General features: G+C 69.6%; 23 protein-coding genes and 3 tRNA genes. 19 read left to right on the top strand and 7 right to left on the bottom strand.

Features of this window, described 5'->3' with window-relative positions; translation table 11 throughout:
• Positions 1–179: 179 nt before the first annotated feature.
• From RWN05_RS13250 to RWN05_RS13230, 5 genes are all read right to left on the bottom strand, one after another.
• On the bottom strand, positions 180–1,451 hold the full coding sequence (locus tag RWN05_RS13250; RefSeq protein ID WP_314139823.1) for a DUF222 domain-containing protein: 1,272 nt from the start codon (positions 1,449–1,451) through the stop codon (positions 180–182).
• Between the two features lie 329 nt (positions 1,452–1,780).
• Complete coding sequence (locus tag RWN05_RS13245; protein WP_314139822.1) at positions 1,781–2,389, bottom strand: hypothetical protein; 609 nt, start codon at positions 2,387–2,389, stop codon at positions 1,781–1,783.
• Positions 2,390–2,412: 23 nt separating this feature from the next.
• Positions 2,413–2,485, bottom strand: a tRNA-Phe gene (locus tag RWN05_RS13240).
• Positions 2,486–2,563: 78 nt separating this feature from the next.
• Positions 2,564–2,637, bottom strand: a tRNA-Asp gene (locus RWN05_RS13235).
• A gap of 117 nt (positions 2,638–2,754) precedes the next feature.
• Positions 2,755–2,830, bottom strand: a tRNA-Glu gene (locus tag RWN05_RS13230).
• Between the two features lie 291 nt (positions 2,831–3,121).
• On the opposite strand from RWN05_RS13230, the gene RWN05_RS13225 reads away from it, so the two are divergent.
• The gene (locus RWN05_RS13225; RefSeq protein WP_314139820.1) at positions 3,122–4,417 is read left to right on the top strand and encodes a M23 family metallopeptidase; all 1,296 of its coding nucleotides are present in this window, start codon (positions 3,122–3,124) and stop codon (positions 4,415–4,417) included.
• Positions 4,418–4,504: 87 nt separating this feature from the next.
• On the opposite strand, the gene RWN05_RS13220 is transcribed toward RWN05_RS13225, so the two are convergent.
• Complete coding sequence (locus RWN05_RS13220; RefSeq protein ID WP_064294335.1) at positions 4,505–4,996, bottom strand: inorganic diphosphatase; 492 nt, start codon at positions 4,994–4,996, stop codon at positions 4,505–4,507.
• Positions 4,997–5,125: 129 nt separating this feature from the next.
• Between RWN05_RS13220 and tilS the strand changes: the two genes are divergently transcribed.
• The 11 genes from tilS (at position 5,126) to RWN05_RS13165 (ending at position 14,906) form a co-directional block, all read left to right on the top strand.
• Positions 5,126–6,133 carry a tRNA lysidine(34) synthetase TilS gene (gene tilS / locus RWN05_RS13215; RefSeq protein WP_314139819.1) on the top strand — a complete coding sequence of 336 codons (1,008 nt, stop codon included), beginning with the start codon at positions 5,126–5,128 and terminating at the stop codon, positions 6,131–6,133.
• 62 nt (positions 6,134–6,195) lie between these two features.
• Entirely contained in the window at positions 6,196–6,747 is a 552-nt protein-coding gene (hpt, locus tag RWN05_RS13210; RefSeq protein WP_064294334.1) for a hypoxanthine phosphoribosyltransferase, read from the top strand.
• A gap of 154 nt (positions 6,748–6,901) precedes the next feature.
• Positions 6,902–8,920, top strand: a complete 2,019-nt coding sequence (gene ftsH / locus RWN05_RS13205) for an ATP-dependent zinc metalloprotease FtsH (protein ID WP_121289504.1) — start codon at positions 6,902–6,904, stop codon at positions 8,918–8,920.
• A gap of 5 nt (positions 8,921–8,925) precedes the next feature.
• Positions 8,926–9,588, top strand: coding sequence for a GTP cyclohydrolase I FolE (gene folE / locus RWN05_RS13200; RefSeq protein ID WP_314139817.1), 663 nt, complete (start codon positions 8,926–8,928; stop codon positions 9,586–9,588).
• Positions 9,589–9,592: 4 nt separating this feature from the next.
• The gene (gene folP, locus RWN05_RS13195; protein ID WP_175116327.1) at positions 9,593–10,396 is read left to right on the top strand and encodes a dihydropteroate synthase; all 804 of its coding nucleotides are present in this window, start codon (positions 9,593–9,595) and stop codon (positions 10,394–10,396) included.
• Entirely contained in the window at positions 10,389–10,778 is a 390-nt protein-coding gene (folB, locus tag RWN05_RS13190; RefSeq protein WP_314139815.1) for a dihydroneopterin aldolase, read from the top strand. The genes folP and folB overlap by 8 nt, the downstream gene beginning before the upstream one ends.
• Positions 10,778–11,338 (top strand): 2-amino-4-hydroxy-6-hydroxymethyldihydropteridine diphosphokinase, encoded by a 561-nt coding sequence (folK, locus tag RWN05_RS13185; protein ID WP_121289510.1) that lies wholly within the window; start codon positions 10,778–10,780, stop codon positions 11,336–11,338. Before folB ends, folK begins: the two co-directional genes overlap by 1 nt.
• Complete coding sequence (locus RWN05_RS13180; RefSeq protein WP_079001580.1) at positions 11,335–11,814, top strand: DUF3180 domain-containing protein; 480 nt, start codon at positions 11,335–11,337, stop codon at positions 11,812–11,814. The genes folK and RWN05_RS13180 overlap by 4 nt, the downstream gene beginning before the upstream one ends.
• On the top strand, positions 11,774–12,385 hold the full coding sequence (locus RWN05_RS13175; RefSeq protein WP_079001582.1) for a PH domain-containing protein: 612 nt from the start codon (positions 11,774–11,776) through the stop codon (positions 12,383–12,385). Before RWN05_RS13180 ends, RWN05_RS13175 begins: the two co-directional genes overlap by 41 nt.
• The gene (locus tag RWN05_RS13170) at positions 12,382–14,196 is read left to right on the top strand and encodes a PH domain-containing protein (protein WP_314139811.1); all 1,815 of its coding nucleotides are present in this window, start codon (positions 12,382–12,384) and stop codon (positions 14,194–14,196) included. Before RWN05_RS13175 ends, RWN05_RS13170 begins: the two co-directional genes overlap by 4 nt.
• Positions 14,193–14,906 (top strand): Rossmann-like and DUF2520 domain-containing protein, encoded by a 714-nt coding sequence (locus RWN05_RS13165; RefSeq protein ID WP_064294399.1) that lies wholly within the window; start codon positions 14,193–14,195, stop codon positions 14,904–14,906. The genes RWN05_RS13170 and RWN05_RS13165 overlap by 4 nt, the downstream gene beginning before the upstream one ends.
• Before the next feature lie 71 nt (positions 14,907–14,977).
• On the opposite strand, the gene RWN05_RS13160 is transcribed toward RWN05_RS13165, so the two are convergent.
• On the bottom strand, positions 14,978–15,475 hold the full coding sequence (locus tag RWN05_RS13160; protein ID WP_079001585.1) for a DoxX family protein: 498 nt from the start codon (positions 15,473–15,475) through the stop codon (positions 14,978–14,980).
• A 217-nt stretch (positions 15,476–15,692) separates the two neighbouring features.
• On the opposite strand from RWN05_RS13160, the gene lysS reads away from it, so the two are divergent.
• From lysS to RWN05_RS13125, 7 genes are all read left to right on the top strand, one after another.
• On the top strand, positions 15,693–17,213 hold the full coding sequence (gene lysS, locus RWN05_RS13155; protein WP_079001587.1) for a lysine--tRNA ligase: 1,521 nt from the start codon (positions 15,693–15,695) through the stop codon (positions 17,211–17,213).
• A gap of 41 nt (positions 17,214–17,254) precedes the next feature.
• Complete coding sequence (locus RWN05_RS13150; protein WP_153303387.1) at positions 17,255–17,401, top strand: hypothetical protein; 147 nt, start codon at positions 17,255–17,257, stop codon at positions 17,399–17,401.
• A 100-nt stretch (positions 17,402–17,501) separates the two neighbouring features.
• Positions 17,502–17,699: a hypothetical protein gene (locus tag RWN05_RS13145; RefSeq protein ID WP_213014309.1), complete on the top strand. Its 198-nt coding sequence runs from the start codon at positions 17,502–17,504 to the stop codon at positions 17,697–17,699.
• 78 nt (positions 17,700–17,777) lie between these two features.
• Positions 17,778–19,247: a cardiolipin synthase gene (gene cls, locus RWN05_RS13140; RefSeq protein WP_139205336.1), complete on the top strand. Its 1,470-nt coding sequence runs from the start codon at positions 17,778–17,780 to the stop codon at positions 19,245–19,247.
• A 139-nt stretch (positions 19,248–19,386) separates the two neighbouring features.
• Positions 19,387–22,926 (top strand): SdrD B-like domain-containing protein, encoded by a 3,540-nt coding sequence (locus RWN05_RS13135; RefSeq protein WP_314139807.1) that lies wholly within the window; start codon positions 19,387–19,389, stop codon positions 22,924–22,926.
• Positions 22,927–23,105: 179 nt separating this feature from the next.
• Positions 23,106–24,242 (top strand): hypothetical protein, encoded by a 1,137-nt coding sequence (locus tag RWN05_RS13130; protein ID WP_079001590.1) that lies wholly within the window; start codon positions 23,106–23,108, stop codon positions 24,240–24,242.
• 173 nt (positions 24,243–24,415) lie between these two features.
• Positions 24,416–26,477, top strand: a 2,062-nt coding sequence (locus RWN05_RS13125; RefSeq protein ID WP_314139805.1) for an ATP-dependent Clp protease ATP-binding subunit, incomplete at its 3' end; no start/stop codon positions are given.

The raw sequence follows: 26,477 nt of genomic DNA, 5'->3' as shown, positions 1-26,477 counted from the left end.
GAGGTGCACGATGTGAGCCGGCGGACGTCCTCACGTGCATCGATCTGGCTCGACCGGACTGCCCTTCGACAGGCTCAGGGACCGAGTTGGCTCCGCTGGACTTTTCCCGGTCGCTGAGCGCGTCCACCCCGGTCACTGAGCCTGTTGAAGTGCCCACGAGAAACCCGTCGTCGGCAGGGTCAGAACGGCGCCGGGTCGGGCTTTGTCCGGTGATGCTTCCCATCGGGTGTCGTCCACTCGAGCACCCCGCCGGGACCATGGTCGAGGTTCCAACCCGGCAGGTGCTTCATCCGGTGGTGATGTCGACACAGGCAGGCGAGATTGCCGACGTCCGTTGTGCCGCCGTCTTCCCACGCGACGGCATGGTCGAGGTCGCACGCTCTGGCTCGCCTGCCGCAGCCCGGTGCTCGACAGGTGCCGTCCCGGAGGCGCACAGCGCGTTGGAGGTCGGCCGGGACCCGGTACTGGTTCCGCCCGACCGAGAGCACCGCACCGGTTTCCGGTTGGACCAGGATCCGGGTGAAGCTGGGTGCGTTCACCGCGATCCGGGCCGCGGTCGCCGGGTCGATCGGGCCGTAGCCGTCGAGCGTGGCCGGGGCATCGCTCATGCCGGCCATGCTCAGCGCCGGGACCGTGATCTGCACGGTCGGTTTGATGTGCTCCTGCACCTCGATCGGGTGCGGGAGCACCGGGCTCGACATCACGTCCTCGGGCGTGACGCCGGTGAGCGCGAGCGCTGCGAGTGCGTCGGCCTGCAGTTGTGCGCAGGTGCGGGTGTCGCCGGCGTTGCGCGACTCCGCTGCGGCGGTTTCGATGCGCTCGATGATGCCCTGCGCGATGGGTGCGGTGGTGAAGAGGTGCGCCCACGCCATGCCGTCCGCTGCGGGCTCGAACTCCACCCGGCGGTCGGCCTCGGACCGGACGGCTCGGGCGGTGATGGACTCGGGGTGGAGTCGTTCGCGGAGCACGCGGGCGCGCCTGCGGAGGTTCGCGTTGGTGGACTCCTCTGCGACCGGCAGGACTTCCGCGAGGAACGCCGCCCGCCCCTCGACCGGCACATCACTGAGTTGGTCGATGATCGTCTGCGCATGCCGCGCCGAGATACGCCCTGCCTCGAGCGAGGCGAGCACGGCCGGCGCTTCGTTCACGAGGCGTTCCGCGTCGTTGCTCGCACGCTGCACGGTCCGCTCGGGCGTGCGGGTCGCCATCGCGAGGGCCGCGCAGGTCGAACGGCGGGACAGCGCCTGACGCTCGGCGGGCGGGAAGATCGCCGGGACCGTGGCGTCGGCGAAGGCGTCCGCGTAGGCGGCGGAGCGGGCGAGGAGCCGGGCCTCACGCGCGTCGAGGGCTGCCCGCAGCCGTTGGATCTCTGCGTATTCGTCCGAGAACTCCGCGAGTTGCGCGGCGTATTCGTCGCCGACGCGGGTCGCGGTGAGGGGGGTCTCGGTCATGGGACAAGTCCACCATGGACCACTGACATTCCAGATGCTGAGTCGCACCGGTTGTGGACGTTGCTCGTGTGCTCTTCGACAGGCTCAGGGACCGGGGGAACAGCGCCGGATTCGTGAGCTTCGTCGTGTGTCTTTCGACAGGCTCAGGGACCGGGGAAGGGTGCCGGACTCGGGAGGTCGCGCGTGTGCCCTTCGGCAGGCTCGGGGGCCGAACTTCGCCGAGTGTGCTTTCCGGTCACTGAGCTCGTCGACGTGCGGAGGTTCCTTGTTGCTCAGGGACCGGGAGCGGGTGCTCAGGGAGCAGAGGAGGCTGGTCCATCCCGGGTGCGTTAGTAGTTCAGGCAGCGATCCGGATCCTCGGTCTCCGGAGGATCACCCTGATAGAGGGTGAAGAAGTTCTCGGCCGGACCGGACAAGGACCCGCGGGCGTGGACGCAGAGACGTGCGAGATCATCGTCGCTCCGGACATCGGAGGTGATCCGGGACGTATCGCATGCACCGCCACCGGGCTCCAGGATCAGGTCGCGATGGGTTCCCTCGTTGTCCACCATCCAGGTCCCGGAGAAGTCGATCGGCTCGTCCGCACGGGGGTCGTCGTCACGGCTGCACTGAACCTGCGAGGGCCAGGCGGTGGCCTCGAACGTTCCGTCGTCGGCGAGCTCGAGCCGGGTGTCCCCGCTGCGCCAGGTGCCGACGGCTTCATCGCGCGGCAGTCCGTACCTCGTGTCCGAGCAGGCGACGAGTGACGTGCCGAGCATGACTGCGAGCACGGAGGCTGCTATCCAGAACGCGCTTCGAGACGTCACCCGCGGTACCTGGTCGGTCGCTCGGTGTGCCGGTCTCGATTCCACGCTGCGAGTCTGACCGTCATGGCAGGGGAGTGGCAACTCGTCGGGGCATGCGGTCCGGCGGCAGGGCAAAAAAAGAACCCCCACCATGTAGAAGCTAGGTGGGGGTTCCGTGGCTCCGACGGGCGTCGATCCCGTGACCTCACGATTTTCAGTCGTGCGCTCTACCAACTGAGCTACAGAGCCGAGTACATCAGCTGCACGAACGGCGACGATGTCTCAAAAGCAGAAGCCCTCCCTTGCGAGAGGGCTTCCGACCTTTTGCGACCCTGACGGGACTTGAACCCGCGACCTCCGCCGTGACAGGGCGGCACGCTAACCAACTGCGCTACAGGGCCATACATGTTGAATTGCTGCTGATACGAACTGCGGTGATGCTGGTGTTCCTCGGTGCTTCTCGCAGTCGCGCAGACTCACTATACCTGAATCTGTGCGGCTGTTTTTCCAGTAGTCGGTGGTGACCCCAACGGGATTCGAACCCGTGCTGCCGCCGTGAAAGGGCGGTGTCCTAGGCCGCTAAACGATAGGGCCGCGAAGCCCTGAAGCTTCATGACTACCGAGCGACAAGCATACGGATGAAACCGCCGAATCCAAAATCGGGTTCGCGGAGCTGCGGTCGGCACACCAAGACGGATGTGGCGACAGGCACCGAATGACCACTGCACGGCCCCCGGCCGGGGTTAGCCTCTGGCGTGGACCACTCCCGGATGCCGCGGCCGACGGGAGTGTCCGCAGCCGGTCCCGACCCCCGTCGGGCTAGCGTGGACAGTGGTACCGATGTGACCGATGTGACTGCAGCGAACCGAGATGGGCCCCTACTTCATGAGCAAGAAGCTTGCCGGCGCTTGGCGCCGAAGCCGGACGACCAACGCCGGATCGGCGTCATCCGTGCGGTGGCGAGGACGCCTCACCGCCGCCATCGTCATGTCGCTCACGATCGTCGGCTCGTTCGGCGTCGCCGGTCCGGCGTCCGCAGCCGACTACCCCTCGTGGGACGACGTCCAGGCGGCGAAGGGCAACGAGGCCGCCAAGGCCGCCGAAGTCACGAACATCAAGAACTTCATCGTCCAGCTGCAGGACGAACTGCAGGTCGCCCAGGACGAGGCCGAGAAACGCGGCACGGAGTTCCAGGCCGCTGAGGAGGCCTTCTTCGAGGCGGACGCCCGGGCCACCGCGATCCAGTCGCAGGCCGACGCCAAGACGACCGAGGCCGACACCGCCACGAAGCAGGCCGGTCGGGTCGCCTCACAGCTCTACCGGTCCGGCGGCGCCGACCTCAGCCTGAGCCTCTTCCTCGACGGCGAGAGCAAGGGCGCGACCGACCTGTTGTCGAAGCTCGGCAACATGAACCAGGTCGCCGAGCACAGCAACGGCGTCTACGAGCAGGCGGTCGCCGCACGCAACACCGCGGCTGCGCTCGGCGAGCAGGCCGGTGTCGCCCGCGACGAGCGTGAATCGCTCCGACAGGCGGCTCAGACGGCCATGGAGGCGGCCCAGGCGGCTGCGTCCGCGGCGGCGGCGAAGCTCGAGAAGAACCAGGAGCTGATCGTCACGCTCAACGCGCAGCTGACCGCGTTGCAGGACACGACGGCGAAGACGGTCAAGGAGTTCGAGGCGGGCGAGGCGGCGAGGAAGGCCGCCGAGGCTGCGGCAGCGGCCGCGCGTGGCGAGAGCGCCGACGGCGGTCAGCTCAGCAGCCAGGGCTGGGCGATCCCGGCCTCCGGCAGCATCTCGGGCACCTACGGTTACCGCGATCCGATCTCCACGGGCGGCGGCAGCTCGGGCAGCTTCCACCGCGGCACCGACATCGCGGGCGGCTGCGGGATCCCGATCTACGCGGCTACCTCCGGCACCGTGACCTACGCCGGTTGGTACGGCACCTACGGCAACTTCATCCTCATCGACCACGGCTCCGGCGTCTCGACCGGCTACGCGCACATCGTGAACGGCGGCATCCAGGTCGGCGTCGGCTACCAGGTCTCCGCCGGACAGGTCATCGCCTACGTCGGCACGACCGGCGCTTCGACCGGCTGCCACCTGCACTTCGAGGTCCGCATCAACGGCAGCGCGATCGACGCGCAGCCGTTCATGGCCGACCGCGGGGCGCCGCTCGGCTGATCGAGCGCAGCGACCCGCACGACGAAGCGGCCGGCACCCGAGGGTGTCGGCCGCTTCGTCATGCGGTGTGCGGAGGTCCGCAGGGGGTCAGTGCCCCTCCGCCTTGAGCTTGTCGAAGCCCGCGAGGATGATCTTCTCGGCCGCGGCGGCGTCGCCCCAGCCGTCGATCCGCGCCCACTTGCCGGGCTCGGTGTCCTTGTAGTGGACGAAGAAGTGCTCGATCTCGTCGCGCGTCGCCTGCGGGATGTCGTTCAGGTCCTGGATGTGCGACCAGCGCGGGTCCTTGTACTGCACGGCGATGACCTTGTCGTCGCCGCCGCCGTCGTCCGTCATGTGCAGCACACCGACGGGGCGGACCTTGATGCCGACGCCCGGGAAGGTCGGGAAGTCGAGCAGGACCAGGACGTCGACCGGGTCGCCGTCCTCGCCGAGGGTGTTCTCGAAGAAGCCGTAGTCGGCGGGGTAGACGAAGCTCGTGAACAGGACGCGGTCCAGGAAGACCCGACCGGTCTCGTGGTCGATCTCGTACTTGTTGCGGCTGCCCCGCGGGATCTCGATGACGGCGTCGTACTCGGCCATAAGCCTGCTCCTTGCGCGGTTGGATGACGTGGAGTCGGCGCGGTCGCCGACGAGGACCAACCATAACCGATGCGTCCCGGAGCGAACGGCGTGGGGAGGCGCTCGGCGCGGTGCAATAGCGTGGTCCGCGTGAACGACGTCCGACCCTCGCTCCACCCGTCCGTCGCCGCCCTGCGGAAGGCGGTGCGCGATGCGCTCGCGGGCACGGCGCCAGCGGCGACGCGTGACGTCGCCGGTGCCGACCTGCTCGTCGCGCTGAGCGGTGGCGCCGACTCGCTCGCGCTCGCCGCCGCGACCGCGTTCGAAGCCGGAAAGGTCGGTCTGCGGGCCGGCGCCGTGATCGTCGACCACGGACTGCAAGCGGGCTCGGCCGACGTCGCGGCGCGCGCCGCGGACCAGGCGCGTGCCCTCGGGCTCGACCCCGTCCTCGTCCGCGTCGTCGAGGTGGGCTCCGAGGGTGGACCGGAGGCCGCGGCACGGGCGGCCCGGTACACCGCGCTCGACGCCGCCCGGGTCGAGGTCGGTGCGTCCCTGGTGCTGCTCGCGCACACCCTCGACGACCAGGCGGAGACCGTGCTCCTCGGCCTCGCTCGCGGGTCGGGCACGGGTAGCCTCCAGGGCATGGCGCCCGTCTCCGGTGCACTCCTCCGACCGCTGCTCGGGATCCGACGCTCACAGACCCGCGAGGCGTGCGCGGCCGAAGGACTCGAACCGTGGCACGACCCGCACAACACCGACGACGCCTACGCGCGGGTCCGGGTCCGGGAACGGGTCCTGCCGGTGCTCGAGGCGGAGCTCGGGCCGGGGATCGCCGAGGCCCTCGCCCGCACCGCCGACGCCGCCCGAGAGGATGCGGACGCGTTCGAGGAGATGATCGAGGAGACCATCGAGGAGCTCGTGGAGCACGCCGAGGCCGGGATCTCCGTCAGCGCCGGGGCACTCGCCGCCAATCCGGCGGCGCTCCGCCAGCGCATCATCCGGTACATCGTGCAGAGCGAGTTCGGCGTCTCGCTCACGAGGTCGCAGACGATCGAGGTCGCGCGGCTCGTCACCGATTGGGCGGGCCAGGGGCCGATCGACCTGCCCGGCCTGACGGCGTCCCGGCATGCGGGACGCATCGTCTTCGCGGCCCGCTGACCAGCGGGCTCTCCGAGCAGGAGGCGCACGGGCGTCCGGGTCATCTCGCATACACTCGACGCATGGAGCAGAGCGACATTTCCGACGACCTCACGACCATCCTCGTCACCGAGCAGGAGATCCGCGACAAGCTCGCCGAACTCGCCCGGCAGATCGAGACCGACTACGCCGGGAAGGACGTCCTGCTCGTCGGCGTCCTGAAGGGTGCGGTCATGGTCATGGCCGACCTCGCGCGCGAACTCCGCATCCCGCTCTCGATGGACTGGATGGCCGTCAGCTCCTACGGAGCCGGCACGAAGTCGAGCGGTGTCGTCCAGATCCGCAAGGACCTCGACGCCGACCTCACCGGCCGTCACGTCCTGATCGTCGAGGACATCATCGACTCCGGCCTCACCCTCTCCTGGCTGCTCGAGAACTTCGCCTCGCGCGGAGCCGCGTCCATCGAGGTCTGCGCGCTCCTCCGCAAGCCCGAGGCCGCGAAGGTGCACGTCGAGTGCAAGTACGTCGGTTTCGACATCCCGAACGACTTCGTCGTCGGGTACGGCCTCGACTTCGACGAGAAGTACCGCAACCTCCGCGACGTCGGCGTCCTCGCCCCGCACGTCTACGCCTGAACCACTCCACCGTCCGCACACCGCACCCCTGTTAAGCCCACGGCAAACACAGGGGAGGCATCCAGCGGCGAGGGGGTAGCCTGATTCGCGACGCGGCTCCGCCCGTCGACCCCTCCTGCAGAAAGGGAACGGGCCAGCCCCGGCCTCTCAACTTATGAACGTCAAGCGTCTCTTCAAGGGTCCCATCCCGTACCTCATCATCGCCGCCCTGGTCTTCTGGATCGGCATCAGCCTGATGAGCATGAACGGCTTCCGTGAGGTCTCCACGCAAGAGGGTCTCGCCTTCCTCGAGAAGGGGCAGGTCAAGGAGGCCGTCATTACCGACGGCGACCAGCGCGTCGACCTCACGCTGACGAAGGCCGACGACGAGTTCGGCAAGCAGGTGCAGTTCTACTACGTCGGCGCCCGTGCGGCCGACGTGGTCGAGGCCGTCGACGCCGCAGACCCGTCCGGTGGCTACAACGACAAGGTGCCCCAGCCGAGCTGGCTCCTGTCGATGCTCGGACTCCTCCTCCCGCTGCTGCTCATCGGTGTCTTCTTCTGGCTGATGCTCTCCGGCATGCAGGGCGGCGGCAACAAGGTCATGCAGTTCGGCAAGTCCAAAGCGAAGCTCGTCTCGAAGGAGTCGCCGAAGGTGACCTTCGACGACGTCGCCGGTGCCGACGAGGCGATCGAGGAGCTCGAGGAGATCAAGGACTTCCTCAAGGAGCCCGCGAAGTTCCAGGCCGTCGGCGCGCGCATCCCGAAGGGCGTCCTGCTGTACGGCCCTCCTGGAACGGGCAAGACGCTCCTCGCCCGCGCCGTCGCCGGTGAAGCCGGTGTGCCGTTCTACTCGATCTCCGGTTCCGACTTCGTCGAGATGTTCGTCGGTGTCGGTGCGAGCCGCGTCCGCGACCTCTTCCAGCAGGCCAAGGAGAACTCGCCCGCGATCATCTTCGTCGACGAGATCGACGCCGTCGGTCGCCACCGCGGCGCCGGTATGGGCGGCGGTCACGACGAGCGCGAGCAGACCCTCAACCAGCTCCTCGTCGAGATGGACGGCTTCGACGTCAAGACGAACGTCATCCTGATCGCCGCGACCAACCGTCCCGACATCCTCGACCCCGCGCTGCTGCGCCCGGGCCGCTTCGACCGCCAGATCGGCGTCGACGCCCCCGACCTCGCCGGTCGCAAGAAGATCCTCGAGGTGCACGGCAAGGGCAAGCCGCTCGCCGCGAGCGTCGACCTCGAGGTCGTCGCCCGCAAGTCGCCCGGCTTCACCGGTGCCGACCTCGCCAACGTCCTCAACGAGGCCGCACTGCTCACGGCGCGCTCCAACGCGCAGCTGATCGACAACCGCGCACTCGACGAGGCCATCGACCGCGTCATCGCCGGCCCGCAGCGCCGCACGCGCGTCATGCGCGAGCAGGAGAAGCTCATCACCGCGTACCACGAGGGCGGTCACGCGCTCGCTGCAGCGGCGATGAACAACACCGACCCCGTCACGAAGGTCACGATCCTTCCGCGCGGCCGCGCCCTCGGCTACACGATGGTCCTGCCCCTCGAGGACAAGTACTCCGTCACGCGCAACGAGCTGCTCGACCAGCTCGCCTACGCGATGGGCGGCCGCGTCGCCGAGGAGCTCGTGTTCCACGACCCGACCACGGGTGCGTCGAACGACATCGAGAAAGCCACGGGCATCGCTCGCAAGATGGTCACCGAGTACGGTATGACCACCGACGTCGGCGCCGTCAAGCTCGGGCAGTCCTCGGGCGAGATGTTCCTCGGCCGCGACATGGGCCACCAGCGCGACTACTCGGAGGAGATCGCGCAGCGCGTCGACGCCCAGGTCCGCGAGCTCATCGAGGCCGCACACGACGAAGCCTGGCAGGTCATCACGACCAACCGGGCCGTGCTCGACCGCCTCGCCGCCGAGCTGATGGAGAAGGAGACCCTCGACCACGTCCAGCTGGCCGAGATCTTCAAGGACGTCAAGAAGCTCCCGCCGCGCCCCGTCTGGCTGTCCAGCGAGAAGCGTCCCGTCGGGTCGGGTTCGGCCGTCGGTTCCGCATCGTTCACCGCACCCATCGACTCCGGTGCGGCTGACGGCGGCGTGAGCTCGGAGCCCGAGCCCGAGGCTCCCGCGAAGCCCAAGCGCACCCGCGCGACGAAGCCGCGACCGGCGACCGCCTAGCCCGCATGACCCACGGCGAGCACACCGCGGACGACGCGGTCGCAGCCGCGCAGGCCGAGCCCGATCAGGGCTCGGCCTCGCGGTCGTCGGTGGACCGCGAACGGATCGCCGCAGCGGTCCTCGAGATCCTCGAGGCGATCGGCGAGGACCCCTCCCGCGACGGCCTCGCCGACACCCCCTCGCGCGTCGCCGACGCGTACGCGGAGTTCTTCGGTGGCGTCGGCCAGGACGCCGGCGTGCACCTGGCCCGCCCCATCCCGATCGAGGAGGGCGCGACCAGTGACGTCGTGCTCGTCCGGGACATCGCCTTCCGTTCCGTGTGCGAGCACCATCTGCTCCCGTTCCTCGGCACGGCGCACATCGCCTACCTGCCTGACGAACTCGTCATCGGCCTCGGTGCCCTGCCGAAGCTCGTCGACACACTCGCCTCGCGCCCGCAGGTCCAGGAGCGCCTGAGCGAGCAGATCGCCGACACCCTCGTCGAGCGGCTCGCGCCCCGCGGCGTCCTCGTCGTGCTCCAGGCCGCGCACGGCTGCGTCTCGATGCGCGGATCGCGCCAGGCGACGAGCACCACCGTCACCATCGCCAGCCGTGGAGCCCTGGCCGATCCGGCCGCGCGGGCCGAGCTGATGGTCCTGATCGGCGCGTCCGCCGACCAGGCGGGGTGATCGCATGTTCCAGATCATGGGCGTCGTCAACGTCACCCCCGACTCGTTCAGCGACGGCGGCCGGTACCTCGACGTCGACGACGCCGTCGCCCACGGGCTCGAGCTCATCGCGGCCGGCGCCACCGTCATCGACGTCGGCGGCGAATCGACGCGGCCCGGTGCCGCCCGGGTCGACACCCGCGAGGAGCAGCACCGGGTCGCACCCGTCATCGCGGCGTTGGCCGCCGCTGGTGCGCGAGTGAGTATCGACACGATGAACGCGGACACCGCCAGTGCCGCGGCCGACGCCGGTGCCTCGATCATCAACGACGTCTCCGGTGGCCTCGCCGACGACCGGATGCCGGGCGTGATGGCGGCGTCCGGTCTCGACTGCGTCATCAGCCACTGGCGCGGGCACTCGGCCGACATGGCGAGCCGCGCCACCTACACCGATGCGGCGGTCGATGTCGCTCGGGAACTCGACGACCGGGTGACGACCCTCCGCGCTCAGGGCGTCGACCCCGGCCGGATCGTCGTCGATCCGGGCCTCGGGTTCTCCAAGCACGCCGAGCACAACTGGCGCATCCTCGCCCGACTCGACCTGCTGCGCGAGCTCGGGTACCCGGTGCTGGTGGGCGCGTCCCGCAAACGGTTCATCGGAGCGCTCCTCCCCGAGGACGCCCCGATGGAGGCGCGCGATCTGCCGAGCGCGGTGGTGAGCGTGCTGGCCGCGCAGGCCGGAGCCTGGGGTGTGCGCGTCCACGACGTCGCCGCCACCAGACTCGCTCTCGATACCCTCGATGCATGGCAAGGTGGAGCCGATGACTGATTCGATCACCCTCACGGGCCTGCGGGCGTTCGCGCACCACGGCGTCTTCGACTTCGAGCGCGAGGCCGGACAGGAGTTCGTCATCGACGTCACCGTGTCGCTGGACCTCCGCCCGGCCGCCGGCGGCGACGAGCTCGGCGCGACCATGCACTACGGAGAGCTCGCCGAAGCGGTCGTGGCGGCCGTCGAGCGCGACCCGGTCGACCTCATCGAGACCGTGGCCGAGCGCATCGCCGACGTGGTGCTCGCGAACGAGCGCGCGGAAGCGGTCCGGGTCACGGTGCACAAACCGAGCGCCCCCATCACGGTGCCCTTCGCGGACGTGGCGGTGACGATCGAGCGAACCCAGGCCGACAGTACTGCGACCGGGCGGGTCGTCTGATGGTCTCGCGCACACCGATCCACGACCCCGCCCGTCGGCCCGGACCGCCGAAGCCTCGCGCCGTCTGGGCCGTCGTGGCCATCGGGGCCAACCTGGGGGACCGCCGCGCGACGATCGCACAGGCGGTGGAAGACCTCGCCGCCGTCGACGGGGTGCTCGAGGTGCGCCCGTCGCCGCTCGTCTCGAGCGCGGCCGTCAAGCCTGCCGGCGTCGACGAGTCGGCTCCCGCCTACCTCAACGGTGTCGCGGCCGTCCGCACCCGCCTCCAGCCGCACGCGCTCCTCGACGAACTCCAGCGGATCGAACTCGCGCACGGCCGCGTCCGCGAGGAGCGCTGGGGCGACCGGACGCTCGACCTCGACCTCATCGCCTACGACGACGAGACGATCGACGACGATCGCCTGACGGTCCCGCACCCGCGAGCAGCCGAGCGCGGATTCGTCGTCGTGCCCTGGCTGCTCCTCGACCCCGACGCGACGCTGCCCGGCGTCGGCCGCCTCGACACCCTCGCGGCCGCCAAGGACGGCTCCGTGGTCCCCGACGACGGCAGGCACCCGTGACCCGCACCACCGCGACACCGCTCATCGTCCTCGCCGGGGTGGGCGTCGTCGTCGGCTTTCTCGTCGAAGTCGCGATGGTCTCCGGCGGACGCGCGTCGATCATCCCACCCGTCACCCTCGCGGTCTCGCTCGTGGCGGTCGCGATCATCCTCATCGCCCTGTCCTGGCCGATCCGCCGTAGCACGACCGGTCGCGCCACGCGCCGGATCGACCCGTTCCGCGCCATGCGGGTCGCCGCGCTCGCGAAGGCCTCGAGCCATGCCGGCTCCCTGGTGGCGGGGGCGACGGTCGGCATACTGCTCTTCGTCCTGACCCGCCCGATCCTGCCCGCGATAGGCTCGTTGTGGCTGGTGATCGCGTCCATCGTGGGATCGGTCGCACTCGTCGTCGCCGCCTTGGTGGCCGAGTGGTTCTGCACCGTTCCGAAGGATGATGATGACGACGCCGCACCCGGGGGAGCCCCGTCCCACACCTGATCAGCCCGCTGAACGGCCGCTGATCGAGACGCCGCTGGAGGAGCTGTCGTCGCCGGAGACGGTCCACGCCGGTCCCGCGGAGCAGAGCGGCAAGCGGCTCGAGCTGCCCGATGCCGAGTGGCGCCGCGTGAGTCGCAAGCTCATCGCCGTCGAGTTCATCTCCGAGGGTGCCGGCCTCGTGCTCGTCACGGCGGCCGTGGTCTTCGTCGCGCTCGTCTGGGACTGGACCTGGATCTGGTGGCCGTTCGCCGCCTTCGCCGTGATCTCCCTGATCGCCGCGGCGTTCATCCCGCGCCGGATCCGATCGATCGGGTACCAGCTGCGCGCGGACGACCTGTTGTTCCGCCGAGGGATCATGTGGCAGCGCTTCGTCGCCGTGCCGTACGGGCGCATGCAGCTCGTCGACATCAACCGCGGGCCCCTCTCGCGCGCGTTCGGCCTCGCCGACCTCAAGTTCGTGACCGCCTCCGCCTCGACCGGAGTGGTGATCAACGGGCTGCCGGAAGCCGAGGCCGAGGGGCTGCGCGACCATCTGGTCGCCGTGGCGGAGAGCCGGCGGACCGGACTGTGAGCGAGCACCAGGCGGCAGGACCGCCGGAGCGGTTCGAGGCTCCGGCCACGGGTCCTCGGGTGAAGCCGACGGCCGAGGCGATCGTCCCACGGGTGGCCGGACAGAGTCTCGTCGACGGGCAGTGGCACCGGTTGCACCCGGCGACGCCGTTGCTGCGCGGCGGGATCGCGTTCGTCGCCATCCTCGGCATCGTCATCGCGAACCTCCGCGAGCGCCTCATCGAGTTCTTCATCCCCGCTCCGGGGATGGAGCAGCCGACCGACCCGATCGACTACATCCTCAACCACGGCTTCGTCGGGTGGGTGCTCCTCGCGATCGCCGTCGGGCTCATCGTGGTGATCGCCGTGTTCTGGTTCTCCTGGCGCATGCACACCTTCCGGGTCACCGACGAGGCGGTGGAGGTGCGCAGCGGCATCCTGTTCCGCACGAACCGCAAAGCCAAGCTCGACCGCATCCAGGGCGTCTCCATCGAGAAGCCGCTCCTCGCCAGGCTCATCGGGGCCTCCCGCATCAACGTGAGCGTCGCGGGCCAGGACGCGAACGTCAAACTCGAGTACCTGTACGGTGCCGACGCCGACGGCCTCCGCCGGGACGTACTCACGCTCGCGAGCGGGGTGAAGCTCGCCGAACGCCGGCAGGCCGCAGCAGCCGTCGACCCGGCTGACCCGACCCTGCCGCCTCAAGCGGTGCCCGACGGCGCCGGCGGGGTGTCCCGGTTCGTCACCGAGCGCGTCGACGACTTCATCTCGCCCGAACTCGACCCGGAGGAGGCGGTGCCGGACTCCGTCGTCCGCCTGACGCTCGGGCGCCTGGTCGGGTCCACGCTGCTCAGCCCGTTCACCGTGATCGTCCTGATCTCGGTCGTGGTCGGTGTCGTGCTCCTCGTCAACGGCCTGGACTGGGCCTGGTTCTGGCTCGTCCCCATGGTGCTGAGTCTCGGGGCCTTCGTCTGGTCGAGCGTGACGAAGTCGCTGCGCTACAGCATCGCCGCGACCCCCTCGGGCGTCCGCATCGGCTTCGGGCTCTTCTCGACGACCAACGACACCGTCCCGCCCGGCCGGATCCACGCGATCGAGGTGTCGCAGCCCATCATCTGGCGGCCGTTCGGCTGGTGGCGGGTGCGGATCAACAAGGCCGGCCTGTCGCTGGAGCAGGCCGCTCGCGGTGCGACGAGCAACACGGTGTTGCCGGTCGGGTCGCTCGTGGACGCCGCGCAGGTCGTGGAGTTGATGCTCGCGGGCCGCATCGACGGCAGCGCCTGGGCGCCCCTGCAATCGGCCCTCGCCACACGTGACGGCGTCGGTTTCGTGGGCTCGCCCCGTCGCTCGCGATGGATCAACTGGTTCTCCTGGCGTCGTACCGGCTACGCCCTGCGCGACGGGATGCTGCTGTTCCGGCAGGGGGTGGTCTGGCGCAAACTCCACATCCTCCCGCTCGCACGCCTGCAGAGCATCCGGATCGACCAGGGACCGCTCCTGCGCGCGCTCGACCTCGCCTCCGCGACCGCGCACACGGTCCCCGGCCCGGTGATCGCCAAGCTTCCGGCCATGGCCCGCGACGAGGCGGTGCGGATGTTCGACGCGGCGTCGGCGGCGATCGTGGTCGCACAGTCGATCGATCGCAGCCACCGGTGGGCGAGCTTCGACCCTGAGCACCAGCCGTCCGAAGCGCAGGCGACGGCCCCCTACCTCGATGAGCCGACGGCGCAGTCCGCGTCGGTGACGCGGCCGGAGGCCGAGCCGTGGCAGGAGCAGCGGCCGACTCCGTCCGTCCCGCTCCCGACGACCAACCACGACCGGAGGATCACGTGAGCGCGGAACGACGCAGCGCCAGACTCGGCATCGGGATCATCGGGAGTGGTCGCGTCGGCCCGGTCATCGGAGCGGCGCTCGGGGGAGCGGGTCACGCGATCGTCGGCATCACCGCGGTGTCGGAGGAGAGCCTCGAACGGGCGAACGCCCTGTTGCCGGACGTCCCGGTGCTCGATCCGACCGAAGTGGTCGAGCGGAGTGAACTCGTCGTCATCGCCGTACCGGATGCGCAACTCGCGTCGTTGGTCGAAGGGCTCGCGGCGGTCGGTGCGTGGCAGCCGGGTCAGCTCGTCGCCCACACCTCGGCTCGGTTCGGGACCGCAGTCCTCGCTCCCGCCGCGAAGGCCGGCGCCATCCCGTTGGCATTGCACCCCGCGATGGTGTTCACCGGGACGAGCCTCGACCTCGCCCGGCTCCACGAGACGTCGTTCGCCGTGACCGCACCGGCCCCGGTCCAACCGATCGGGCAGGCGCTCGTGGTCGAGATGGGCGCGGAGCCCGTGATCATCGCCGAGGCCGATCGAGCGGCCTACGCCGAAGCGGTGGAGACGGCCGCGAGCTTCTCCCGCGCGGTCGTGCAGCAGGCGACGGGTCTGCTCCAGGACATCGGCGTGGAGAACGCCGGCGGCTTCCTGTCCTCGCTCGTGCGGTCGTCGGTCGACGAGGCCCTGCGCGGTGCGACCACGCCCGACGTCGACGAGCTGCTCTAGCCGGGTGGACGGACCACCGCCCGCCCACCCGAGTCGGGGCGGGCGGGCGGGTCCGAGTCAGCCGACCCGTGTCAGCGGCTGCGGCGGCGACGGATCAACGCGTCGACGGCGAGTCGGCCCGGGCCCGCGAGGGTGAGCGCGAGCGACGCGAGTGCGAGCAGCATGACGTACTCGAAGCCACCGTCGGCGGCGTAGAACCCCGCCGGCAGGTGCACGAGCACCATCGCTACGGCCATCGTCACCGCGAGCAGGGCTCCCACGATGCGCGTGCCGAGGCCGACGATGAGCAGCAGGCCACCGACCACCTCGAGACCGGCGACGACGACCGCCGCGACCTCGGGAGCCGGGATCCCCATGCCGCCGAACCCGGAGGCGACGCCAGGGATCGAGTCGACGAGGAACTTCTGGAGCCCGTGCGCGATGAAGACCACGCCGAGGGCCAGGCGCAGGAGGAGGAGACCGGCGTCGATCCCCGCCTGTCCGCGCGGCGCGGCGGGGGAGGCCGGGACCGGTGGGACGGTGGTGGCGTCGCGGTGGTCGGTGTGCTGGTGGTCGGAGAGCGTCGTCATGACGAGCCTTTCGAGTTCGTTTCCGGCGTCGGTGCCCCCGATCGGGACTCCTGTCCTTCGAGCCAAGCACGGCCCGGGTACCCGGCGATGTCCTCCGAATGGTTGTTCGCAGACCCTTGTCAGGCCGTCGATAGCCGGTTCATAGGAAGCCGGCCGTGCGCGCGGCCCGCACGGTCCCCGGTAAACTCCAGTGACCGCACGAGGAGAATCCCACCGCATGACTGACACGACGCCAGAGCCGATCGACGACGCAGCAGAGCAGGCAGAGCTCTCCGAGCAGAAGGCCGTCCGGCTCGCGAAGCGCCAGCGCCTCATCGACGAGGCGACGTCGGGTGCCGGTGGCGCCTACCCCGTCACCCTCCCCATCACCGACACGATCCCGGCGGTGCGCGCCCGCTTCGGTGAGCTCCAGCCCGATGAGGCCACCGGCGTCACCGTCGGCGTCGCGGGCCGCGTCGTGCACCTGCGCAACACCGGCAAGCTCTGCTTCGCCAGCCTCCAGTCGGGCGACGGCAGCCGCATCCAGGCGATGGTGAGCCTCGCCAGCGTCGGCGACGAACAGCTCGCGGCCTGGAAGGAGCTCGTCGACCTCGGCGACCACGTCTTCGTCTCCGGCGAGGTCATCTCCAGCCGCCGCGGCGAACTGTCGATCATGGTGGCCGAGTGGACCATCGCGGCGAAGGCGATCCTGCCCCTGCCGAACCTCCACAACGAGCTCAACGAGGAGACGAGGGTCCGGAGCCGGTACCTCGACCTCATCGCCCGCGACCAGGCGCGCAAGAACGTGCTCGACCGGGCCAAGACGGTCGCGAGCCTCCGCCAGACCTTCACGGAGCGCGACTTCGTCGAGGTCGAGACGCCGATGCTCCAGGTCATGCACGGTGGAGCCTCGGCCCGCCCGTTCGTCACCCACTCGAACGCGTTCGACACCGAGCTCTACCTGCGCATCGCGCCCGAACTGTACTTGAAGCGCGCCGTCGTCGGTGGCATCGACCACGTCTACGAGATCAACCGCAACTTCCGCAACGAGGGCGCCGACTCCACGCACAGCCCCGAGTTCGCCATGCTCGAGGCGTACGAGGCCTACGGCGACTACGGCACCATGGCCGACCTCACGCAGACCCTCATCCAGAACGCCGCGCTCGCGACGAGCGGGAGCCACGTCGTCACCTGGGCCGACGGCACGCAGTTCGACCTCGGTGGCGAGTGGGACCGCATCTCGATGTTCGAGAGTCTGTCGGCCGCGGCGGGTGTCGAGATCACTCCGCAGACGCCGATCGAGGAACTCAAGGCGCTCGCCGAGCGTGAAGGCGTCGAGGTCCCGCACCCCATCCACGGCAAGTACGTCGAGGAGCTGTGGGAGCACTTCGTCAAGGGTGGCCTCGAGCGCCCGACCTTCGTCATGGACTTCCCCGTCGACACGAGCCCGCTCGTGCGCGCCCACCGCTCGATCGAGGGCGCCGTCGAGAAGTGGGACCTCTACGTCCGCGGCTTCGAGCTCGCCACCGGCTACTCCGAACTCGTCGACCCGGTCGTGCAGCGCGAACGCTTCATCGAGCAGGCGAAGCTCGCGGCGCAGGGCGACGTCGAGGCCATGCGTCTCGACGAGGAGTTCCTGCGGGCGCTCGAGTTCGGGATGCCGCCGTCCGGCGGCATGGGGATGGGCATCGACCGACTCCTCATGGCGCTGACCGGTCTCGGCATCCGCGAGACGATCCTCTTCCCCCTGGTCAAGTAGCTGCCACCCGGCAGCACGACCACCGACAGTCAGGCGCGACGATGAGCATGATGGACCCCGGCGACCACCAGGACCCGAAGAAGCAGGGGCCGACGACGGCGCGCATCACGATCTGGATCGTGGTCGGCGGCATCGGCCTGTACCTCGTCGTCAGCGGTCTGTGGGGCGCTCTCGCCGGAGGCTCCTGAGCCGGCTGCGCGCCCGATCGGGATCGCGCCACCACGTCGTTCCGGTCTCTGAGCCGGCTCTCCGGTCCCTGAGCCTGTCGAAGGGCGGTACGATTGACGGGTGATCGAAGACTACTGGCTCAACGCGCTCTGGTCGCTGCTGCCCACCGTGGTCGTCGGCATCATCTTCTGGGTCGTCATGCGCGCCATCCTGCGGTCCGACCGCAACGAGCGCAAGGCGTACGCGCAGGTCGAGGCGGAGCAGCGCGCGAAGCTCGGTCTCCCGCCGGTCGAGCCCTCCGGCCCCCGCGAGGTCTGACCCGCACGTATCACGTGGCGAGGTCGCTCCACAGCTGTCCGGCATGGTCAGTAGGCTGGAGCCTCGGCAGCTGAGCGGATGGGCGACATGACGATCGAGTTCTCCTGGAACTGGCTGGGCATCACGGCCCTCGTCCTGGACTTCATCATCCGTGTCATCGCGGTGATCGTCGTCCCGCGCAACCGGCGCCCCACCGCGGGGATGGCCTGGCTGCTCGCGATCTTCCTCATCCCGTACGTCGGTGTCATCGCCTTCCTCCTCATCGGGAACCCGAAACTGCCGCGGGCGCGCCGGCGGAAGCAGTACGACATCAACGTCTACATCCGCCAGACGACGCGCGACCTCGTCAAGGCGAACCTGACGTCGAACGCGCCGGCCTGGTTCCGCTCGGTCGTGACGCTCAACCGCAATCTCGGATCGATGCCGCTGCAGGGCGGGAACACCGCGAGTCTCATCGGTGACTACGAGGCGTCACTCCACGCCATGGCCGAGGAGGTCGACCGCGCCGAGCAGTTCGTGCACGTCGAGTTCTACATCCTCACCTGCGACCGCACCACGAAGCCGTTCTTCGACGCCCTCGAGCGTGCGGTGGCCCGCGGTGTCACGGTCCGAGTGCTGCTCGACCACTTCGCGAGCTGGCGGACCCCCGACTACAAGCACACGCTGAAGCGCCTCACCACGATGGGTGCCCAGTGGGCGCTCATGCTGCCGCTCCAGCCGTTCAAGGGCAAGTTCCAGCGTCCAGACCTCCGGAACCACCGCAAGATGGTGATCGTCGACGGCGCGGTCGCGTTCATGGGCTCGCAGAACATGATCGACCGGAGTTACAACAAGCCGGGCAACATCAAGCGTGGTCTCCAGTGGCAGGAGCTCATGACGCGGGTGGAGGGCCCCGGGGTCGCGGGGATCAACACGATCTTCCTGAGCGACTGGTACAGCGAGACGGGCGACGTCCTGTCCCACGAGGTCGGCCTGCTCGAGGCCCGACCGGTTGGGGACCTCGAACTGCAGGTCGTACCGAGCGGGCCGGGGTTCGACGGCGACAACAACCTCAAGTTGTTCCTCACCCTCATCTACGCGGCGCAGCGGCGCATCGTCATCACGAGTCCATACTTCGTACCCGACGAGTCGTTGCTCGCAGCGGTCACGACCGCCGTCCAGCGCGGTGTGCCGGTCGACCTGTTCGTCTCGGAGATCGGCGACCAGGCGATGGTGTGGCACGCGCAGCGCTCCTATTACGAGGCGCTCCTGCGGGCCGGCGTGCGGATCTTCCAGTACCCGGCGCCGTACATCCTGCATGCGAAGCACTTCACGATCGACGACGACGTCGCCGTGATCGGATCGAGCAACATGGACATGCGTTCCTTCGGCCTCAACCTGGAGGTCTCGCTGATGGTCCGCGGTCGCGAGTTCGTCCAGGAGATGCGGGGCGTCGAAGACGGATACCGGGAGATCAGCAAGGAGCTGACGCTCGCGGAATGGTTGAAACAGCCGCTGCGGTCGACGGTGCTCGACAACCTCGCGAGGCTCACCTCCGCGCTCCAGTAGGCGTCACCCGTCGCCGCACCGACGCCCCGATCATCCGACAGCTGCCCGTCTTCGTCCGGAGCTGTGGATATCCCAGATATCAGTCGACCACATTGTGTAACGTGTGACCGCCCCCTCTCGTCAAGAAGGTCGGACCCACGTGAACACCATCCTCTTCCGCAGGGCGCTCGGCGCCCTGTCCGTCGCCGCCGTGACCGGGGGCGCGCTGCTCCCGGCCGCGACGCCTGAACCCGCGGCCGCGCCGGCGCCCGACATCGTCTCGGCCGCCACCGACGTCTCGGACCGGGCGCTCGGGCTCACCACCGTGCTCCAGCGGACCGCCACCGGCAGCGTCCCGTTCGACGCCGAGCCGGGGCCCGGGCTCGACGTCTCTCCGGACGACCCCGTGCTGCGTTCCCACGACGCGGTCACCTACACGATCGAGGTGCAGCTGCGCGGTGCCGCCGAGGACGACCGGGTGGTCGTCCGTCAGCGTCTACCCGAGGGACTCCGATGGCCGCCCGTCGCCCAGCTCCCGGGGTACTGTGCCGCGGGCTCGACCGTCAGTGACGATCGCTCGGTCGTCGACTGCGTGCGGACCGACGTCCTGCCGAACTCGGTGAGCGCGATCGACCTCACGGCCGTGCTCGCATCCTCCCCGCCGAACGGCACGGTCATCACCGCGCCGCAGAGCGGGATCGAGACCATCGCGATCGACGCGGCCGACGGCTCGGAGATCCGTGCCAGCACGACCGCACCCGATCTCGTCGTCAGCAGTGCTCCCCGCGTCAACGTGGGTGTGAAGCGCGGTCCGATCGTCGCCGACGTCACGGAGCGCGACGGCACGCGAGGCTGGTACGTCGCGCACGACACCGCCCTCTCGGTCACCGGGTTCGGCACCGACGAGGGCCGTGGCGCCCGCGGGTCCGGCAACGTGGTCGAGGACGTGACCTTCCGGATCGACCTCGGCGGGTATCCGGCCGGCACCCGCCTGGCCACGGTGAACCCCGAGGGACGACCGGTCTCGAACAGCTGCCTCGTCGGCGCCTTCGACACCGCGGTCTTCCCGAAGGCCGGCGGCGGGGGCACCGACGCGGTCACGGATTCCGGGACCTGGTCCTGCGAACTCGAACCCGATGGTCGTTCCGCGCTCGTCACCATCAGCGGCGCCGATCTGAGCGGCGACCACATCCCGACCCGGTCCGCCTCGGGCGCCGCGATCACCGCGCAGGGTTTCCTCGCGATCGGCCGGTTCGGCGTGTTCGTGCCCGAGTCCGTGGTGCCGTCGAACGGCTCCCTCCCGGTGCGGCTCGACCTCACCGACCTCGACGTCCGGGGTGTCACCGCCGACGGGACACCCCTCCCGAACGCCCCCGAACCGCTCACCGACAACGCGGCCAACGCGACGATCGCCCAGCGCACCGGTGGCGGCGAGCACACGACGCGCTACGTCGACCGCCGGACGGAGAACCGTCTGGTACCGGGGCAGAGCACGGCCGGCTCCGGAGACGGGCCCGTCGCCGGCGGACAACGCTTCGAACAGACGGTCGCCTGGAACAACACCACGACGAGCCCCCTCACGGGAGCGGTGCTCTGCGCGGTCTTCGACCCGGCCACGCAGCGCGTCGGTGAGCGTCCCGGAGGCGGTGCCCCGGCCGAGTCCCGGACCACCGGTGGGCCCGTGATCGTCGAGTACGGCACGACGCCGAGCGTCGACACGACGGCCGACGCGGAGACCCGCCAGGCGCAGATGGACGCGACCACCTGTGAGGACGCCGACGACACCTGGGTCTCGGACCCGTCGCTCGTCGACACCGAGGACATCACCAGGGTCCGTCTCCGCCCGGTCGACGGTGTGCTCCCGCCCCGGACGGGCGTCACCCTGTGGGTACAGCTCCAGGCGGTGCCGGGCCTCGAGGTGGGCACCCGTCTCACCGAGACCTACAGTGTGAAGTCCTCCGGCAATGGGGAGGACCGTGAGTCGGCGAGCTCCTGGGTCGAGGACGGCTGGTGGCACGGACGGTATCGCGCCACCGACGACAACGCCCAGTACCCGCGAGGCGATCAGCTGGTCGCCGCGAACGCGGCGGTCGCTCTGAACAAGCGCGCGACCTCGCCCCAGGTCGCTCCCGGCGCACCGGCCCCCATCGCCGCCGGCTCCCCGATCACCTTCGAGGTCCGGCCGGAGATCGTCACGCCGGACGGCGTGGCCGACCGGGCTGCGGGTGTCACCGTCTCGGACTCCCTACCGGCCGGCTTCGTCTTCGACGCCGGATCGGCGACGCCGCCCGCGACGACCGCTGTGGCGCAGGCCGATGGGAGCACGCTCCTCACCTGGGACCTCGGTCGGATCAGGCAGGGCGCGGAGCCGGTGATCACCTACACCGCGATCTCGGATCGCTTCGTGGTGGGCCAGTTCCTCAATCGCGCGATCGTCGCGAGTCCCGACGACCCCGGATCGCTGTCGGACTTCCCGGCGGACGCCGGCAGACTCGACGCCCACTACTCCTGGCAGTCGATGGTGGTCAGCACCCCCTCGGGGCTGCAGATCGACAAGCACGTCGCCCGGTCCGTCGTCGAGTTCGGCGACGCGGTCGAGGTCGACGTCGTCTTCGGGAACATGAGCGCCGGGGCCGTGCAGCGCGAGGTCCGGATGATCGACGTCCTCCCGTACCCGGGCGACGAACGCGGCTCGACCGGGCAGGGCGTCCTGGCGGGTCCGGCCACGTCGGACGGAGCAGACCTCCGCTATACGGCGGCCCCCGGTGATGCGGTCGCGAGCCACGTCGACCCCGTCGTCGACGACGGCTTCGGCACCCTGCCGGACGGAGCACGATGGTGCGCGGCGGACGAGTTCGGCACGACCGGGTGCCCGGCGTCCATCGCAGCGGCGACCGCGATCGAGGCCACCGTCGCCGAGCTCGCGCCGTTCGCGCCGGTGGTCGTCGACTACGAGCTGACGACCACCGGTGCCGCGGTCGACGCCCGGTTCGTGAACGACGCCGTCGTGCACTCCGCGACGCAATCGCTCGGCGCGCAATCGCCGCAGGTCGCGGCCCGGTTGGTGAGCTCGGCGCTCGGGGAACGCATCTGGTGGGATCTCGATGCGAACGGGCTCGACGACGACGGGCTCGACGGGACGCCGGGGCCTGGTGTCGCAGACGTCGAGCTCGAACTGATCGGCACCGACAAGCACGGTGAGCCCGTCACCCGGGCCGTCACGACCGACACCGACGGGCGGTACCGGTTCGATGCGCTCCGCTCCGGCGCCTACCGGATCGACGTGCGACTCCCGGACGACCTGGTGGCCGATGCCACGTCGCCTCGGGTCGGCGACGACGATCTCCGGAACTCCGCGATCGACCCGGCGGAGTGGGTCATGCCGGACATCGTGATCGCGGACCCGTCGCCGAGCGGAGCCGACGGCGAGGACCTCCGTTGGAACGGTGGGCTCATCGCGACCGAGCCCGGGACCGGCCCGGATCCTGAGGGGCCGGGCGTGACGCCGGGTGGATCGGAGGGCTCGACCGGTCGGGACACCGCGAGTCCGCTCGCCGTCACCGGCGCCGGGCTCACGACCGGGGCACTGCTCGCGGCCGGCCTGCTCGTCGTCGCCGGTCTGCTCGTTTTGGCACTGCGGCGGACGCGACGGCTCGTCGCATCGGAGCAGCCGACGGACGGCCCGGTCACGACCGAGTGACGAGGCCGTGAGTCGGGCCGCGGGATCGATGTCCCGCGGCCCGACCCGGCTCCAAATGTCCGCAGAATCGACCCCGGACCGAGGGGTGGGCGCTCCCTATACTGGGGTCAAGTCAGGCCCACGACGGCGTCGCCTGCTCCCGGTCGACCCTTCGCCTGACGCGATCGAAGGAGGCATCAGTGCACCACACCGATATTCCGACCCGCTCCGACATCGTCGAGCTCGCCACCGCTCGCGAGCCCGGCAGCGTGTCGATCATCCTCGCGACGAGCACCAACCCCTCGGATACGAGCCATATCCGCCTGGACCTCAAGAACCAGGTGAAGGTGGCGGTCGAGCAGCTGACGGCCGCGGGAGCAGACCGGGCGGCGATCGCGGCGTTCACGCAGACGGTCGACGACCTCCAGGAGGATCCGGACTTCCTCCGCTACCTGTCGTCGAGCCTCGCGCTCTACATCAGCCCGAGTCTCACGCGCTACTTCCGCGTCCCGAACATCCTCCAGTCCTGCACGGAGGTCTCGGACCGCTTCTTCATCAAGCCGTTGATGCGTGCGCTCACCTTCCCGCAGTCGGCCTACGTCCTGGCGCTCGCGCAGAGCGGTGTGCGACTCGTGGCCGTCTCGCGTGATCTCCCGGCCACGAGCATCGAACTCGAGGGTGTCCCCGCCGACGTGGCCGCGGCCGCTGGTGTCGACTCGATCCGGGGTCGCGGTTCCGACGGACGCAGCCCCCAGGGACGCATCCAGGGCTCCGAGGGACAGAAGGTCCGGATGCAGGAGTACGCGCAGGCGATCAACAAGGCGTTGTCGCCCGTGCTCGCCGGTTCGAAGGAGCCGCTCATCCTCGCGGGCGCCGAACCGATGACGGGGATCTTCCGGTCCGTCTCGAGTTACAAGCACCTCGTGAAGCCCGAGATCGAGGGCAACCAGCAGGAGCGCTCCGACGAGCAGCTCGCCGCAGCAGCCCGGCCGATCCTCGACGAGCTGTACGCCGCCGAACTGCGCGCGCTGTGCGAGGAGTTCGGCACCCGCGCGTCGAACGGTCGTGCCGTGACCGACCTCGGCGACGTCGCACGTGCCGCGACGGCGAACGCGGTCGACACCCTGTTCGTCGACATCGACAGCAACCTGCCGGGCACGGTCGACGAGACCACCGGTGTCGTCACGCTCGCCGATGACGCCGACGCGACGAACTACGGCGTGATCGACGAGATCCTCCGCCGGGCGCTGCTCTCCGACGCCCGGATCCTCGCCGTCCGTGCCGACGACGTCCCCGGTGGGGGCGCCCTCGCGGCGACCGTCCGGTTCGCGGTCTGACCGAGCCGCGATCAGCCGACACCCGCAGCGCACGTGCCCGGTGCACGTGCGCTGCGGCGTTCCCGGTGGCCGCGCATCACGCCCACGGCGAACAGGGGCGAAGAGAGCTGCGGCGGTCGTTACGCTCCTACTAACGGCATCACCACCCTGCCCGGTGCCGGAGGAGAGTGATCATGTTCGAGAGATTCACCGACCGTGCGCGTCGTGTCGTCGTCCTGGCCCAGGAAGAGGCCAAGATGCTCAACCACAACTACATCGGGACCGAGCACATCCTGCTCGGCCTCATCCACGAGGGAGAAGGAGTCGCCGCCAAGGCGCTCGAGTCCCTCGGGATCTCCCTCGATGCCGTGCGCGAGCAGGTCACCGACATCATCGGCACCGGCCAGCAGCAGCCGACGGGACACATCCCGTTCACGCCGCGCGCCAAGAAGGTGCTTGAGCTGAGCCTGCGCGAAGCGCTGCAGCTCGGCCACAACTACATCGGCACGGAGCACATCCTGCTCGGCCTCATCCGCGAGGGCGAGGGCGTCGCAGCCCAGGTCCTCGTGAAGCTGGGCGCCGACCTCAACCGTGTGCGCCAGCAGGTCATCCAGCTGCTTTCCGGCTACCAGGGCAAGGAAGCAGCCCCGGTCGGCGGCAACCAGAGTGAGCAGCAGGCGCAGGGCGGGTCGCAGATCCTCGACCAGTTCGGCCGCAACCTCACGCAGGCCGCGCGCGACAACAAGCTCGACCCGGTCATCGGTCGTGACAAGGAGATGGAGCGGGTCATGCAGATCCTCTCCCGTCGCTCGAAGAACAACCCGGTCCTCATCGGTGAGCCCGGCGTCGGCAAGACCGCCGTCGTCGAGGGTCTCGCCCAGGCGATCGTCAAGGGCGATGTCCCGGAGACGCTGAAGGACAAGCAGCTGTACTCGCTCGACCTCGGCTCGCTCATCGCCGGTAGCCGCTACCGCGGTGACTTCGAGGAGCGCCTGAAGAAGGTCACCAAGGAGATCCGCACCCGCGGCGACATCATCGTCTTCATCGACGAGATCCACACCCTCGTGGGTGCCGGTGCCGCCGAAGGCGCGATCGACGCGGCCTCCATCCTCAAGCCGCTGCTCGCCCGCGGTGAGCTCCAGACCATCGGTGCCACCACGCTCGACGAGTACCGCAAGCACTTCGAGAAGGACGCCGCACTCGAGCGTCGCTTCCAGCCGATCCAGGTCATGGAGCCGTCGCTGCCCCACACGATCAACATCCTCAAGGGGCTGCGCGACCGGTACGAGGCACACCACAAGGTGTCCATCACCGACGGCGCGCTCGTCTCGGCGGCGAACCTCGCCGACCGCTACATCTCCGACCGCTTCCTGCCCGACAAGGCCATCGACCTGATCGACGAGGCCGGCGCGCGCCTGCGTCTGTCGATCCTCTCGAGCCCCCCGGAGCTGCGCGAGTTCGACGACAAGATCGCCGGCGTCCGCGAGGCCAAGGAGACGGCCATCGAGGAGCAGGACTTCGAGAAGGCGGCGTCCCTCCGCGACGAGGAGAAGAACCTGCTCGGCGAGCGTCTGCGCCTCGAGAAGCAGTGGCGCTCGGGCGACGTCAAGACGACCGCCGAGGTCGACGAGGGCCTGATCGCCGAGGTGCTCGCCCAGGCGACCGGCATCCCCGTCTTCAAGCTCACGGAAGAAGAGTCCTCGCGACTCGTCTTCATGGAGAAGGCGCTGCACCAGCGGGTCATCGGTCAGGAGGAGGCCATCTCGGCGCTTTCCAAGACCATCCGCCGCACGCGTGCCGGCCTCAAGGACCCGAAGCGTCCCTCGGGCTCGTTCATCTTCGCCGGCCCCACGGGTGTCGGTAAGACCGAGCTCGCGAAGGCGCTCGCCGAGTTCCTGTTCGACGACGAAGGCGCGCTGATCTCCCTCGACATGTCGGAGTACGGCGAGAAGCACACGGTCTCGCGACTGTTCGGTGCTCCTCCCGGGTTCGTCGGCTTCGAAGAGGGCGGCCAGCTCACCGAGAAGGTGCGCCGCAAGCCGTTCAGCGTCGTGCTCTTCGACGAGATCGAGAAGGCCCACCCCGACATCTTCAACTCGCTCCTCCAGATCCTGGAAGAGGGCCGGTTGACGGATGGTCAGGGTCGCGTCGTCGACTTCAAGAACACCGTCATCATCATGACCACCAACCTCGGTGCTCGCGACATCGCCGGTGGTCCGGTCGGCTTCCAGATCGAGGGCAACGCCTCGACCGGGT

Origin of the sequence: uncultured Plantibacter sp., from assembly GCF_963518075.1 — a bacterium.
Taxonomy (GTDB): domain Bacteria; phylum Actinomycetota; class Actinomycetes; order Actinomycetales; family Microbacteriaceae; genus Plantibacter; species Plantibacter flavus_A.
This window is presented reverse-complemented; position numbering and strand designations above follow the sequence as displayed.